The sequence below is a fragment of the Pseudomonas phenolilytica genome, from assembly GCF_021432765.1.
Lineage (GTDB): Bacteria > Pseudomonadota > Gammaproteobacteria > Pseudomonadales > Pseudomonadaceae > Stutzerimonas > Stutzerimonas phenolilytica.
In genome coordinates this window covers 2,204,837-2,218,329 of sequence record NZ_CP058908.1, presented here as the reverse complement: position 1 = coordinate 2,218,329, position 13,493 = coordinate 2,204,837, and the positions used below count along the sequence as shown (strand labels likewise).

The following is a 13,493-nucleotide window of genomic DNA, read 5'->3' as shown; positions in this document are numbered from 1 at the left end:
GAGTCGATATGCGCCCCCTTCTTCACCTGTGCAGCACCCTGCTGCTCTGCCTGCCCTTCACCGCCAGCGCCGACGAGGTGCGGGTGGCGGTAGCCGCCAACTTCACCGCGCCGATGCAGAAGATCGCCGAGGCCTTCGCCCGCGACACCGGCCACCGTGCCGTGCTGGCCTTCGGCGCCACCGGCAAGTTCTACGCGCAGATCAACAATGGCGCGCCGTTCGACGTGCTGCTGGCGGCCGACGAGCAGACCCCGCAGCGCCTCGAAGACGAAGGCCAGGGCGTGACCGGCAGCCGCTTCACCTATGCCGTCGGCAGCCTGGTGCTGTGGTCGGCGCGCGAAGGTTATGTCGATCCGCAAGGCCGCGTGCTTGCCGACGGCGACTTCCGCCACCTGGCGCTGGCCAACCCGAAGACCGCACCCTACGGCGCCGCGGCGCTGCAGACGCTGGAGAAGCTGGGCCTGCGCGAACGCCTGCAACCGCGCTTCGTGCAGGGCGAGAACATTGCCCAGACGCACCAGTTCGTCGCCAGCGGTAACGCCGAGCTGGGCTTCATCGCCCTCTCGCAGGTGATCGAGGACGGGCGCATCGCCCGCGGTTCGGCCTGGCGAGTGCCCGCCGACCAGCACCAGCCGATCCGCCAGGACGCCCTGCTGCTGCAACGTGGCGAGCACAATCCGGCGGCACGCGCGCTGCTCGATTACCTCCGGAGCGCCAGCGCCGTCGCGCTGATCCGCGCCTACGGCTACGAGGTGCCATAAACCAATGATGCTCGACAGCGTCGACCTCGCGGCCATCTGGCTGACCGTCAAGCTGGCCAGCACCACCACCGTGCTGCTGTTGCTGCTCGGTACCCCGCTGGCGTGGTGGCTGGCGCGCACGCATTCCAGGTGGCGCGGGCCGATTGGCGCGGTGGTGGCGCTGCCGCTGGTGCTGCCGCCGACCGTCCTGGGCTTCTACCTGCTGGTGGCGATGGGGCCGAACGGGCTGCTCGGCCAGCTCACCCAGAGCCTGGGCCTGGGCTTGCTGCCGTTCAGCTTTGCCGGCCTGGTGGTCGGCTCGGTGCTGTATTCGATGCCCTTCGTCGTGCAGCCGTTGCAGAACGCCTTCGAGGCCATCGGCGATGCGCCGCTGGAAGCCGCCGCGACGCTGCGCGCCAGCCCGTGGGACAGCTTCTTCAGCGTGGTGCTGCCGCTGGCGCGGCCGGGCTTCGTCACCGCCAGCATCCTCGGCTTCGCCCATACCGTCGGCGAGTTCGGCGTGGTGCTGATGATTGGCGGCAACATTCCCGAGAAGACCCGCGTGGTTTCGGTGCAGATCTACGATCACGTCGAGGCGATGGAGTACGCCCAGGCCCACTGGCTGGCCGGTGGCATGCTGCTGTTCTCCTTTCTCGTGCTGCTGGCGCTGTATGGCAGCCGCCAGCGTCAGGGGTGGCGCGGATGAGCGGCGTCCAGGCAATTCGCGCCCGCCTGCGCGTGGACTATGCCGACTTCCGCCTGGACGTCGACCTGGCGCTGCCCGGGCGCGGCGTCACGGCGCTGTTCGGCCACTCCGGTTCGGGCAAGACCACGCTGCTGCGCTGTGTGGCCGGGCTGGAACGCGGCGCCAGCGGACAATTGGAGATCAACGGCGCATGCTGGCAGGACAGCGCCCGCGGGCTGTTCGTGCCGCCGCACCGGCGCGCCATCGGCTACGTGTTCCAGGACGCCAACCTGTTCACGCACCTCTCGGTGCGGCGCAACCTGGAGTTCGGCATGAAGCGCGTGGCGGCGGAGGAACGTCGCGTGGCCTGGGATCAGGCAGTGGACCTGCTGGGCATCGGCCATCTGCTCGAGCGCATGCCCGCGCGGCTGTCCGGCGGCGAGCGTCAGCGCGTCGGCATGGCCCGCGCGCTGCTCACCAGCCCGCGCCTGCTGCTGATGGACGAACCGCTGGCGGCGCTGGACCTCAAGCGCAAGCACGAAATCCTGCCCTATCTCGAACGCCTGCACGACGAGCTGGACATTCCAGTGCTCTACGTCAGCCACTCACCGGACGAGGTAGCGCGGCTGGCCGATCATCTGGTGCTGCTCGACCAGGGCCGGGCCATTGTCCAGGGCGAGCTGCGCGAGACGCTGGCACGGCTCGACCTGCCGACCGCCTTCAGCGACGACGCCGGCGTGGTGGTCGAAGGTGAGATCGCCGGACACGACCCCGCCTATCACCTGACCCGGCTGGTATTTCCGGGCGGCGAGGTGCTGGTTTCGCAACGCCCGCAGGCCATCGGCCAGCGCCTGCGTTTTCGCGTGCACGCGCGCGACGTCAGCCTGGCGCTGGAGCGTGCCGAAGGCAGCAGCATCAGCAACCTGCTGCCGGCCCGGGTCGAGGCGCTGGCGGTGGCCGACACCCCGGCGCACGTGCTGGTGCGCCTGGATGCCGGCGGTACGCCGTTGCTGGCACGCATCACCCGGCGCTCGGCGGACCAGCTCGGCGTGGTTCCCGGCAAGGCGCTGTGGGCGCAGATCAAAACGGTGGCGCTGCTGGGCTGAGCCCGCTCAGACCGCCTCTGGCAGTTGGGCGATGATCTTGATCTCGAACTGGAAGCCGTAGAGCCAAGTCACCCCGACGGCCGTCAGCGTCGGATGCGGCGCCGCGCCCCAATACTGCGCCACGATCTGCCAGACGCGCTCGAAGATCGCCGGCGGATCGACCATGAAAACCGTCACGTCGACCACATCCGCGAAGGTGCAGCCTGCGGCGTCGAGAATCGCGTTGAGGTTGTCGAACGCGCGTCGGACCTGTGCCTCCAGCTCCGGCTCCGGCGAACCGTCCTCGCGACTGCCGACCTGCCCGGAAACGAACAGCAAGCCATTGGCGCGGATCGCCGGGGAATAGCGGTTGCGCTCGTACAGGGCCTGGCGCGCCGGCGGAAAAACAACGTCACGGGCCATGCTTCTCTCCTTTTGTGGGGTCGCTGCCGACCCGTCGATGAATACGCAGCCACTGTAGGGTTGCCGCCCGGCTGGATAAACTCGCGAGCCCGGCCAAGACTGTTCGTGAAAACCAAACAATCAGCGGAGCGCAGATGGACCGTTTCGATGCAATGCAGGCCTTCGCTCGCGTGGTGGAAACCGGCAGCTTCACCAAGGCGGCCGAAACGCTGCAGATCGGCAAGACCAGCGTCACCCAGATGATTCAACAGCTGGAGGCGCGGCTGCGGGTCCGCCTGCTCAACCGCACCACACGCAAGGTCAACGTCACCGCCGACGGCGCCGCCTACTACGAGCGCGTGGTGCGTCTGTTGGCCGAGCTGGATGATGTCGAGACCAGCTTGTCCGGCGCAGCCACCGTACCCAGGGGACGCCTGCGCGTGGACGTGCCCAGCCCGCTGGCACGCCTGATCCTGATCCCGGCGCTGCCGGCCTTCCACGCACGTTATCCGGACATCCAGCTGGACATGGGCGTCAGCGACCGGCGGGTCGACCTGATCGACGAGAACGTCGACTGCGTGGTGCGCGGCGGCGAGCTGAGCGATCAATCGCTGATCGCCCGCCACGTCGGCGACCTGCGCCTGGCCGTGTATGCCGCGCCTGGCTACCTGCAGCGCGCCGGCACGCCAACGCACCCCGGCGAACTGGAAAACACCCACCACCGGATCGTCGGTTTTCTCTGGGCGCGCACCGGCAAGCCCACGCCGTATGCCATGCAGCGCCAGGGCGAGCGGGTCCAGGTGCAGGGCCGCTACGTGCTCGCAGTGGATGACGGCAACGCCTACCTCGCCGCCGGGCTGGCCGGAATGGGCGTGTTCTGGCTGCCCGACTACATGGCCGACCAGCACCTGGCGAACGGTGAGCTGGTGCGCCTGTTCGAGGACTGGCAACTCGAGCCGATGCCGCTGTACCTGGCCTTTGCGCCGAACCGCCACGTCAGCGCGAAGCTGCGGGTGTTCATCGACTGGATCGTCGCGCTGATGGCGCAACATGCGCCGGTGATCGAGCGGGCACCAGGACGAGGCTAGACCTGCAGCGCCAGCCCCAGCAGCACGGCACATTCCACCAGTTCCAGCAGCGCGCCGGCAGTATCGCCCGTGGTGCCGCCCAGACGACGACACATGGCGCGGCGCGCCAGCAGGAAAGTCACCGCAGCGCACGCCAGGGCGAGCAGCCCGCCAACGCCGAACGGCAGGCAACCGATAACCACCACCGCCAGCACGCCGCGCGCGCGCTCACGCGGCAGGTTCGTCGCCAGTGCGTGGCCGAGACCGTTCGGCCGCACATAGGCCGTCGAGAGGAACAGCGCCAGCAGCGCCGTGCGCCCGAGCAGCGGCGCCAGCAGCAGCGCCACGAGCTGATGCGCCTGCAACAGCACCAGCAACGCGACGAACTTCAGCAACAGCAGCAGCACCAGCACCACCACGGCCACCGGGCCGCTGCGCGGGTCCTTCATGATTGCCAGGGTGCGTTCGCGGTCGCCGAAACCGCCGAGCCAGGCGTCGGCACTGTCGGCCAGACCGTCGAGGTGCAGCGCGCCGCTCAGCGCGACCCAGAGCGTCAGCACGAGGGCGGCCTGCAGCACCGGCGGTGTACCGCCCAGCAGCACCGCGGCCAGCCACAGCAATGCGCCGAGCAGCAGGCCCACGCTCGGGTAGTGCAGCAGCGAGCGCCCCTGCTGCTGCGCGGTCGGCATGACCGGCAGGCGGATCGGCAGGCTGGTGAGAAATTGCACGGCGATGAGCAACGGCAGCATGGGCATTCCAGGCAGGTTCAGGGGTTGGGCCAGGCGCTGTCCATCGGCCAAGGCAAACTCAGCGGCAGCAGTTCGCCATGCGCGACGCTGACCTCGAGCAGACGCTCGCACGGCAGGCCGCGCGCCCGTGCCAGCAGCAAGCGCATCACGCCGGCATGGCCGATCAGCAGCAGCCGTTGCCCCGCATACTCGCGTTGCAATCGCGCCACGGCGGCGAACACACGGTGCCGGAAGTCCACCAGCGGCTCGCCCGCCGGCGGCGTGAACCTGAAGGGATCGGCCCAGAAGCGCCCCAGCGCCTCGGCATCGGTCTGCATCAGCTCGGCGGCGCTGCGGCCTTCCCAGTCGCCGAAATGCAGCTCGCGCAGGTCCGGCTCCAGCCGCAGCGGCAGTGCACGCTGCGCGGCGAGCTGGCCGGCAAACGCGGCGCAGCGTTGCAGCGGCGAGCTGATCAGGGCATCCCACGGGCCCGCGTCATGCAGCGCGGCGTGCATCTGCTGCCAGCCGCGCGCCGTCAGCGCGTCGTCGAGGCTGCCGCGAAAGCCGCCACCGCGCTCGGTCTCGCCGTGGCGCAGCAGATCGATGCGCAGGCTCACACGGCCCCTTCCGCCACCGCCGCCTCGGCGAAGGTGGCCATCTCGTTGTGCAGCGCGCAGGCCTGCTGCAGCAGCGGCACCGCCAGCGCCGCACCGCTGCCCTCGCCCAGACGCAGGCCGAGGTCCAGCAACGGTTCGGCTTCGAGCGCCTGCAGCACCGCCAGATGGCCCGGCTCGGCGGAGCGATGGGCGAACAGCAGCCACGGCCGGCAGGTCGGGTTCAGCCGCACCGCGCACAGGGCCGCGGCGCTGCAGATGAAACCGTCCACCAGCACGGGGATGCCCTGCTGCGCGCAGCCCAGGTAGGCGCCGGCCAGCGCCGCCACTTCGAAACCGCCGAGCCGGCGCAGCGTTTCCAGCGGTTCGACGCAATGCCCGGCGTGCAGTCGCAGCGCGGTCTGCACCGCCGCCAACTTGCGCCGCACGCCGTCGCCATCCAGGCCGGTGCCCGGCCCGACCAGGGTCAGTGGCGAATGCGGCAGCAGCGCCGCGGCCAGCGCGCTGGCGCAGGTGGTGTTGCCGATGCCCATCTCGCCGCCGATGAACAGCTGCGCCGCGCCGGCTGCCGCGCGGCGCGCCGTGTCGCGGCCGGCGCCGAGCGCCTGCTGCAACTGCTGGTCGCTCATCGCCGCCTCGCGGGTGAAGTTGGCGGTGCCCGGCCCCAGACGCAAATGACTGACACCGGCCAGCTGCAGCGGCTCGACGGTGCCCAGGTCGATCACTTCCAGCACCGAACCCAGCCGCCGCGCCAGCACCGCAAGTGCCGCGCCGCCACCGACGAAGTTGCGCAGCATCTGCCCGGTCACCGCCTGCGGAAAGGCCGAAACGCCCTCCTCGACCACACCGTGGTCACCGGCGAACACGCTGACATGCACGCGTTCGACCTGCGGCCGCTCACACCCCTGCAGCGCCGCCAGCTGCACCGCCAGCGCCTCCAGCCGGCCGAGCGCACCACGCGGTTTGGTCAGCTGATCCTGTCGCGCCAGCGCGCGCTCGCGCATCACCGCGTCCAGCGGCTGGCATGTTCCCTTCCACCACTCTTCCATCACTGCGCTCCTTTGAGAATCATCGGCAAGCCGGCGACCATGAAGGTCACCCGCTCCGCCCGTTCGGCCACGGCCTGATGCAGCCAGCCGGCTTCGTCCACATAACGCCGGGTCAGCTCGCCCAGTGGCACCACGCCAAGCCCGGTTTCGTTGCTGACCAGGATGACCCGCCCCGGCAGTTCGCCCAGGCATTCGAGGAGCGCATCGCGCTCCGCGGCGAGGCGCGCCGGCTCCTCCAGCATCAGCAGATTGGTCAGCCACAGGGTCAGGCAGTCGACCAACAGGCAGCGCTGTGCGCCGGCCTGCTCGCGCAACACCCGGGCCAGCTGCAGCGGCTCCTCGACCAGCGCCCAGTGCGCCGGGCGGCGCTGACGATGGTGGACGATGCGCGCGGCCATCTCGCCGTCCAGCGCCTGGCTGGTGGCGATGTAGGTCACCGCCAGATCGCTGTCGGCAGCCAGCCGCTCGGCCAGCCGGCTCTTGCCGGAGCGCGCACCACCGAGGATCAGTTCGAGCATGCCCGACCTCTCAGCCCGCAGAGTTCGCGTAGCCGTACGGTGTCCAGATGGACCTCGACCAGATCGGCCAGACGCTCGATCTCGCGCTCGCGCAGCGCGTGGTAATCGACCGGTTCCACCGTGCCCAGACCGGCCCAGCGCAGCAGTGCGGCGCTGGCAGCCGGGCCTTCGAACAGGCCGTGCAGGTAGGTGCCGAGCACCTGCCCGTCGGCGCTGAGCGCGCCATCGCGGCGGCCATCGTCCAGCTCGACCGCGGCGCGCTCGAGCGCCGGCCCCGTGCTGACGCCGGCATGAATCTCGTAGCCGCTGACGGCCGCGCCCTCCAGCATCAGCCGCCCCTGTACGTTGTGCAGCTGCTTTTCGGCGGCGAGCTCGGTGGTGAAATCCAGCAGGCCCAGCCCGGCGCTTTCGCCCGGCGCACCTTCCAGACCGAGCGGATCGGCGATACGCCTGCCGAGCATCTGCAGCCCGCCGCAGATACCCAGCAGCCGGCCGCCGTAACGCAGGTGCCGGCGGATCGCCGTCTCCCAGCCATTGGCACGCAGAAACGCAAGGTCGGCGCGCACGCTTTTCGAGCCGGGCAGGATCAGCAGGTCCGCCGGCGGAATCGGCTGACCGGGACCGACGAACTGCAGATCGACCTGCGGGTGCAGGCGCAGCGGGTCGAAATCGGTATGGTTGCTGATGCGCGGCAGCACCGGCACCACCACCTTCAGCGTCGCCGCAGCCTTGCCGGCCTGGCGCGTATCGATGGCGTCCTCGGCCTCCAGATGGAAGTCGGTCAGGTACGGCAGCACGCCCAGCACCGGCTTGCCGGTGCGCTGCTCCAGCCAGTCGAGCCCCGGTTGCAGCAGGGCGATATCGCCGCGAAAACGGTTGATGACGAAGCCGCGCACCCGCGCCTGCTCTGAAGCCGACAGCAGCTCCAGGGTGCCGACCAGATGGGCGAACACTCCACCGCGGTCGATATCGGCGATGAGGATCACCGGGCAGTCCACCGCCTCGGCGAAGCCCATGTTGGCGATGTCGCCGGCGCGCAGGTTGATCTCCGCGGGCGAGCCGGCGCCCTCGACCATCACCACCCGGTAGGCCGCGGACAACCGCCGATGCGAGTCGAGCACCGCCTGCATGGCGACACGCTTGTAGTCGTGATAGGCGACGGCATCCATGCTGGCGAGCGCGCGGCCGTGGATGATCACCTGGGCGCCGATGTCGCTGTTGGGCTTGAGCAGCACCGGATTCATGTCGGTATGCGGTGCCAGATTGGCGGCCTGAGCCTGTACGGCCTGGGCACGGCCGATCTCGCCGCCGTCCGCAGTGACCGCGCTGTTGAGCGCCATGTTCTGCGGCTTGAACGGCGCCACCGCGACGCCCTGGCGGGCCAGCCAGCGGCACAGCGCGGTCACCAGGGTGCTCTTGCCGGCATCGGAGGTGGTGCCCTGCACCATCAGCGTGGTCATGGAGATAGCGTCCTCAAGGCGGTTTCGAGACGTTGCCAACCGGCTTCATCGGGCGGCAGGCCGAAGCGCAGGCTTTCGGGCTGCGCGAACAGGCGGACCAGAATGCCGCGGCGGGCCAGTTGTTCGTGCAGCCAGGCCGCCCGTGGATCGACGCACCACTGGAACAGCGCACAGCCGCCCAGCGGCGCCAGCGCATGCTGGCAAAGCAGCCTGGCAAGCCGCTGGCCATCGGCCTGCAGGCGCTGACGCTGGCGGTGCTGGGCGTCACCAGCGGCGAGCAGCGCGGTGCCGAGCAGGCGCGTCGGGCCGCCGACCGACCAGGGTCCGAGCAGCTCGTCGAGGGCCGCAAGCAGCGCGCGCTCGGCCAGCACGAAGCCCAGCCGCGCGCCGGCCAGGCCGAAGAACTTGCCGACCGAACGCAGCACGATCAGCCCGCTGCGTCCGGCGTATCCGGCCAGGCTGTGCTGCGGCGTGCAGTCCATGAACGCCTCGTCGACCACCAGCCAGCCGCCGCGCGCGGCCAGGCTGGCGTGCCAGTGCAGCAGCTGCGCCGCATCGAACAGCCGGCCGCTGGGGTTATTCGGATTGATCACCACCAGCACGTCGAGCTGCTCAAGCGCGCGCGGCACAGCGGCTTCGCTCAGCTCCACCAGCGCGTGGCCCTCGCGCTGCCAGGCGGCGGCGTGTTCGGCGTAACAGGGGGCAACGACACCGACCCGCGCCCGCCGTCGCAGGCGCGGCAAGGCCTGGATCGCCGCCTGCGAGCCGGCCACCGGCAGCAGTTCGGCGCTGCCGTAGTAGTCACGCGCCACGCCTGGCAGGTCGTCGTCGGCCTCCGGCAGGCGCGCCCAGGCGCTGACGGGAATGTCTGGCAGGGGCGGCGTGTAGGGCGCCACGCCAGTGGAAAGGTCGAGCCAGTCGGCCGGGTCGATGCCGTACTGGCGCGCCGCCGCGCGCAGGCGTCCGCCGTGCTCAAGCATGCAGCCAGGCTCCGAGCAGCAGTGCCAGCAGCCAGACGCCGACGCCGGCCCAGACCAGATCCAGCGCACGCTCGATATCACGCGCGCCCGGTGCCCTGCCCTGGCCGAGCAGCGGGCGCGCGTGGTGCTCGCCGTGGTAGAACGCCGGCCCGCCCAGCTTCACGCCCAGCGCACCGGCACCGGCGGCCATCACCGGGCCGGCGTTGGGGCTGTCCCACAGCGGCGCCTGGGTGCGCCAGCAGTGCAGCGCGCGACCGGTGCGGCCGAGCAGTGCGTAGGTCAGCGCGGTGAGGCGCGCCGGCAGATAGTTGAGGACATCGTCGATCCGCGCCGCCGCCCAGCCGAAGCGCTCGAAGCGTGTGGTGCGATAGCCCCACATGGCATCCAGCGTGTTGCTCAGCCGATAGAGCACCACGCCCGGCGCGCCGGCGACGGTGAACCAGAACAGCGCGGCGAACACCGCGTCGCTGCCGTTCTCCAGCACCGACTCGGTGGCCGCGCGGGACACGCCGGGCACATCCAGTGCGGTGGTGTCGCGGCTGACGATGTGCCCGACGCAGCGCCGCGCCTCCCGCAGATCGTTGCGCCACAACGCGCGTGCCACCGGCAGCGCATGGGCACCGAGGCTACGCAGACCGAGGGCGAGGTAGAGCAGGACAACCTCCACCAGCCAGCCGACGCCCGGCAACCGCGCGAGCAGCCAGGCCAGTGCCGTCAGCGGCAGCACCGCCAGGCACCAGGCGGTCACGCCGTGGCTGCGCCAGCCGCGTCCTTCAGGGCCGTTGAAGCGTCGCTCCAGCAGATCGGCCAGACGACCGAAAGCCACCAGCGGGTGCGCCCGCTTGGGCTCGCCGAGCAGCGCATCGAGCGCGATGCCGGCCAGGCAGCTCAACGCCAGGCTCATGGCTGCTCGCCCCAGCGGTCCTGATAGAGCAGCTCTTCCAGCGGCCGGCCCTGAGTCCAGCCTTCCAGCTCCAGCATCGGCGCCGGATAGAAGGCGTGCACCGGGCCCAGGCAGAGAATCGCCATCGGCTTGGCGCCGGCCGGCATGCCGAGCAGCTCGGCCAGTGCCTGCGGATCGAACAGCGATACCCAGCCCAGGCCCAGCCCTTCGGCGCGCGCGGCAAGCCAGAGATTCTGGATCGCACAGGCCAGCGAGGCGAGGTCCATCTCCGGCAGGGTGCGCCGACCGAACACGTGCGCCTCGCGCCCCTCCATCAGCGCCGCCACCAGCAGCTCGGCGCAGTCATGGATGCCTTCGACCTTGAGCCGCAGAAACTCGGCGGAACGCTCGCCCAGCGCCTCGGCGGTGCACTGGCGCTCGGCCTCGACCAGCGCCGCGATGCGGGCGCGCAGCCCGGTCGAGGTGATGCGCACGAAGCGCCAGGGCTGCATCAGGCCGACACTGGGCGCGCGGTGCGCGGCCTGCAGCAGCTTGGCCAGCAATTCGGGCGCCACCTCGCCGCCGCTGAAATGGCGCATGTCGCGGCGCTCGGCGATGGCGCGGTAGACGCCGGCGCGCTGTTCGTCGGTGAAGGCGTGTTCGTTCATGGTCGCAACAGGGCCGCGGCCGCCACGGGATCGGACGGCATATGGAAGTGGATGTAGGACGCCGTCAGCCGCCCCTGCCGATAGACGGCTTCGGCGGTCCGCCGGTAGTTCGGGCACTCGCCGCGCGCCAGGGGTTCGAGCGGCGATTCCAGCTCCGAATGGTGGAAGGTGTGCCCGCGCAGACGGCCTTCCGGCAGGGCCACTTCCTGCAGGGCCAGGGCGGTCAGGCGCGAACGCATCCGCGCTTCGCCAGGCAGCAGGCCGAGCATCGGCTCGCGCACCCCGGTGCTGTCGGTCAGCCCGTCGAGCAGGTAGAGCATGCCGCCGCACTCGGCGAGGATCGGCTTGCCGGCGGCGTGGTGTGCACGGATCGCCTCGGCCATCGGCCGGTTGCGCGAGAGGCCGCGCAGGTGCAATTCCGGATAGCCGCCCGGCAGATAGAGGCTGTCGACGGCCGGCAGACGGGTGAAGCGCAACGGCGAGAAGAACAGCAGCTCGGCGCCCAGCGCACGCAACAGGTCGAGGTTGGCCTGGTAGAGAAAGGCGAAGGCGGCATCGCGCGCCACGCCGATGCGCACGCCGGTCAGCAGCGGCTCGACCGGCGCCACCCGCGGCGCGGCGAAGGTCACCGACGGCGGCAGTTCGGTATCCGCGCTCTGCGCCAGCGCCTCGGCGGCGGCATCCAGGCGGGTATCCAGATCGGCCAGTTCCTCGGCCTGGACCAGCCCCAGATGGCGGCTCGGCAGCTCCACCTCGGCGCTGCGCGGCAGCGCGCCGTACCAGCGCAGCGGCGCCGGCAGGCTGTCGCGCAGGATTTCGCCGTGCCGCGCACTGCCGACACGGTTGGCCAGCACGCCGGCGAACGGCAGGTCCGCCTGGAAGCTCGCCAGCCCGTGCGCCAGCGCGCCGAAGGTCTGTGCCATCGCCGAGCCGTCGATCACCGCCAGCACCGGCACGCCGAAGCGCCGCGCCAGGTCGGCGGCCGAGGGTGCGCCGTCGAACAGCCCCATCACGCCTTCGATAAGGATCAGGTCGGCCTCGCCCGCCGCCTCCCACAGCAGGCGCCGCGACTGCTCCTCGCCGACCATCCACAGATCGAGTTGGTACACCGGCTGGCCGCTGGCGCGCGCGAGGATCATCGGGTCGAGAAAATCCGGCCCGCACTTGAACACCCGCACGCGCCGCCCGGCCTGCGCGTGCAGGCGTGCCAGGGCGGCGGTGACGGTGGTCTTGCCCTGACCGGAGGCCGGCGCGGCGATCAGCAGGGCCGGACAATTTCTGCTATTCATCGCAGCCTCACGGGGCGGGTTGAGTCACGGTGGATGTAAAGAGCGACATCCACGCTACAGTTCCGGGGCCTGACGTAGGGTGGATGACGCTTCACCCAGCCACCGAAAACGCGCTCCGTGAAGGTCTTGAGCGCCGGCATCAGAACTCCACGCCCTTCTGCGCCTTCACCCCGGCCTTGAACGCGTGCTTGACCAGGTTCATCTCGGTCACCGTGTCGGCGGCCTCGATCATCCCCGGCAGCGCGCCGCGCCCGGTCACCACCACGTGCTGCAACAGCGGCCGCGCGGCGATGTCGGCGAGCACGCTGTCCAGCTCCAGATAGCCGTACTTCAGCGCGATGTTCAGCTCATCGAGCACCACCAGGCCGATGCGTTCGTCGTCCAGCAGCTCGCGCGCGACGGTCCAGGCTTGCTGCGCCTTGGCGATATCGCGCTGGCGATCCTGGGTTTCCCAGGTGAAGCCCTCGCCCATCACGTGGTAGCGCACCTCCTCGGGGAAACGGCGGAAGAACGCCTCCTCGCCGGTGCTGGCCGCGCCCTTGATGAACTGCACGATGCCGACCTGCATGCCGTGACCCAGCGCGCGGGCGACCATGCCGAAGGCCGAGCTGCTCTTGCCCTTGCCGTTGCCGCTGTGCACCAACAGCAGGCCGTACTCGTCCTGCGCCTGGGCGATCTTCTCGTCCACCACCGCCTTCTTGCGCTGCATGCGCGCGCGGTGCCGCTCGTCGCGGGCGTCCATCAGTGCGCCTGCCGTAGACGGTTCAGGCGCAGCGCCGAGACGATGCCGACGTGCAGCACCAGCGCGGTGCCGACGTAGAACGCCAGATTGCCCAGATGCCGCGGCACGTACTCGGCGATGCGCGGCAGGAAGCCGGCCAGCGTCGGCTCGGGGTAGCGCCCGGAGAAGAAGTAGAAGCCGCCGCCAGAGAGCAGGTAGGCGACGAAGGCCGCCGCCACCAGCGTCGGCACCAGTAGCGCGAGGCTGCGCAGGTCGCCGCGCTGCCAGCCGGCGAACAGCCGCCCGGCCAGCCACAGGCTGCCGTAGGCCGGCACCAGCGCCCAGTACGCGGGCGACAGGCACCAGTCGCTGATGGTGCCGCTGGCCAGGGAGGCGAAGTCCAGCACGGAGGCTTCGGCAAACAGCAGCGCGAACATCGCGCGTGGGCGCAAGTAGAAGCCGGCGAGGAAGAAGATCGACCAGCTGGCGCTGGGCAGGTTCTCGACGCTGGCGAAGTGCTGGCCGCGGGTCATGGCCAGCAGCAGGATCAGCGCGACGCCGATTGCCAGTTGAGCGCGGGTGGAAAGGACGTGCATGCGGTGCT

At 70.4% G+C, this 13,493-nt stretch carries 16 protein-coding genes; 4 read left to right on the top strand and 12 right to left on the bottom strand.

Going from position 1 to position 13,493, the window contains the following annotated elements; all coding sequences use genetic code 11:
* Nucleotides 1-8: 8 nt before the first annotated feature.
* From modA to modC, 3 genes are read left to right on the top strand one after another with little or no spacing between them, the layout of a single operon-like run.
* A complete protein-coding gene (gene modA / locus HU825_RS10750) occupies nucleotides 9-761 on the top strand; it encodes a molybdate ABC transporter substrate-binding protein (RefSeq protein WP_234302005.1) in 753 nt (250 codons plus the stop codon).
* Nucleotides 762-765: 4 nt separating this feature from the next.
* Nucleotides 766-1,446 (top strand): molybdate ABC transporter permease subunit, encoded by a 681-nt coding sequence (modB, locus tag HU825_RS10745; RefSeq protein ID WP_043296026.1) that lies wholly within the window; start codon nucleotides 766-768, stop codon nucleotides 1,444-1,446.
* Nucleotides 1,443-2,531: a molybdenum ABC transporter ATP-binding protein gene (modC, locus tag HU825_RS10740; RefSeq protein ID WP_054093762.1), complete on the top strand. Its 1,089-nt coding sequence runs from the start codon at nucleotides 1,443-1,445 to the stop codon at nucleotides 2,529-2,531. Before modB ends, modC begins: the two co-directional genes overlap by 4 nt.
* A 6-nt stretch (nucleotides 2,532-2,537) precedes the next feature.
* Here the strand turns inward: modC and HU825_RS10735 are convergent, their stop codons facing one another.
* Entirely contained in the window at nucleotides 2,538-2,933 is a 396-nt protein-coding gene (locus HU825_RS10735; RefSeq protein WP_156716403.1) for a RidA family protein, read from the bottom strand.
* Between the two features lie 134 nt (nucleotides 2,934-3,067).
* Between HU825_RS10735 and HU825_RS10730 the strand changes: the two genes are divergently transcribed.
* Entirely contained in the window at nucleotides 3,068-4,000 is a 933-nt protein-coding gene (locus HU825_RS10730; protein WP_156716402.1) for a LysR family transcriptional regulator, read from the top strand.
* Here HU825_RS10730 and HU825_RS10725 read toward each other — a convergent pair.
* The 11 genes from HU825_RS10725 to HU825_RS10675 form a co-directional block, all read right to left on the bottom strand.
* Nucleotides 3,997-4,728: an adenosylcobinamide-GDP ribazoletransferase gene (locus HU825_RS10725; protein ID WP_234302004.1), complete on the bottom strand. Its 732-nt coding sequence runs from the start codon at nucleotides 4,726-4,728 to the stop codon at nucleotides 3,997-3,999. The genes HU825_RS10730 and HU825_RS10725 overlap by 4 nt on opposite strands.
* A gap of 17 nt (nucleotides 4,729-4,745) precedes the next feature.
* Complete coding sequence (cobC, locus tag HU825_RS10720) at nucleotides 4,746-5,324, bottom strand: alpha-ribazole phosphatase family protein (RefSeq protein WP_234302003.1); 579 nt, start codon at nucleotides 5,322-5,324, stop codon at nucleotides 4,746-4,748.
* The gene (cobT, locus tag HU825_RS10715; protein WP_431978431.1) at nucleotides 5,321-6,370 is read right to left on the bottom strand and encodes a nicotinate-nucleotide--dimethylbenzimidazole phosphoribosyltransferase; all 1,050 of its coding nucleotides are present in this window, start codon (nucleotides 6,368-6,370) and stop codon (nucleotides 5,321-5,323) included. The genes cobC and cobT overlap by 4 nt, the downstream gene beginning before the upstream one ends.
* A complete protein-coding gene (gene cobU, locus HU825_RS10710) occupies nucleotides 6,370-6,888 on the bottom strand; it encodes a bifunctional adenosylcobinamide kinase/adenosylcobinamide-phosphate guanylyltransferase (protein ID WP_156716398.1) in 519 nt (172 codons plus the stop codon). The genes cobT and cobU overlap by 1 nt, the downstream gene beginning before the upstream one ends.
* Nucleotides 6,876-8,348, bottom strand: coding sequence for a cobyric acid synthase (locus HU825_RS10705; RefSeq protein WP_234302002.1), 1,473 nt, complete (start codon nucleotides 8,346-8,348; stop codon nucleotides 6,876-6,878). The genes cobU and HU825_RS10705 overlap by 13 nt, the downstream gene beginning before the upstream one ends.
* The gene (gene cobD / locus HU825_RS10700; protein WP_054093755.1) at nucleotides 8,345-9,328 is read right to left on the bottom strand and encodes a threonine-phosphate decarboxylase CobD; all 984 of its coding nucleotides are present in this window, start codon (nucleotides 9,326-9,328) and stop codon (nucleotides 8,345-8,347) included. Before cobD ends, HU825_RS10705 begins: the two co-directional genes overlap by 4 nt.
* Nucleotides 9,321-10,232: an adenosylcobinamide-phosphate synthase CbiB gene (cbiB, locus tag HU825_RS10695; protein WP_234302001.1), complete on the bottom strand. Its 912-nt coding sequence runs from the start codon at nucleotides 10,230-10,232 to the stop codon at nucleotides 9,321-9,323. Before cbiB ends, cobD begins: the two co-directional genes overlap by 8 nt.
* Nucleotides 10,229-10,879: a 5,6-dimethylbenzimidazole synthase gene (gene bluB, locus HU825_RS10690; protein ID WP_043296016.1), complete on the bottom strand. Its 651-nt coding sequence runs from the start codon at nucleotides 10,877-10,879 to the stop codon at nucleotides 10,229-10,231. The genes cbiB and bluB overlap by 4 nt, the downstream gene beginning before the upstream one ends.
* Nucleotides 10,876-12,168, bottom strand: coding sequence for a cobyrinic acid a,c-diamide synthase CobB (locus tag HU825_RS10685; RefSeq protein ID WP_234302000.1), 1,293 nt, complete (start codon nucleotides 12,166-12,168; stop codon nucleotides 10,876-10,878). Before HU825_RS10685 ends, bluB begins: the two co-directional genes overlap by 4 nt.
* A 139-nt stretch (nucleotides 12,169-12,307) precedes the next feature.
* Nucleotides 12,308-12,910, bottom strand: coding sequence for a cob(I)yrinic acid a,c-diamide adenosyltransferase (cobO, locus tag HU825_RS10680; RefSeq protein WP_008568182.1), 603 nt, complete (start codon nucleotides 12,908-12,910; stop codon nucleotides 12,308-12,310).
* The gene (locus tag HU825_RS10675; protein WP_043296014.1) at nucleotides 12,910-13,485 is read right to left on the bottom strand and encodes a hypothetical protein; all 576 of its coding nucleotides are present in this window, start codon (nucleotides 13,483-13,485) and stop codon (nucleotides 12,910-12,912) included. Before HU825_RS10675 ends, cobO begins: the two co-directional genes overlap by 1 nt.
* Nucleotides 13,486-13,493 lie beyond the last annotated feature (8 nt).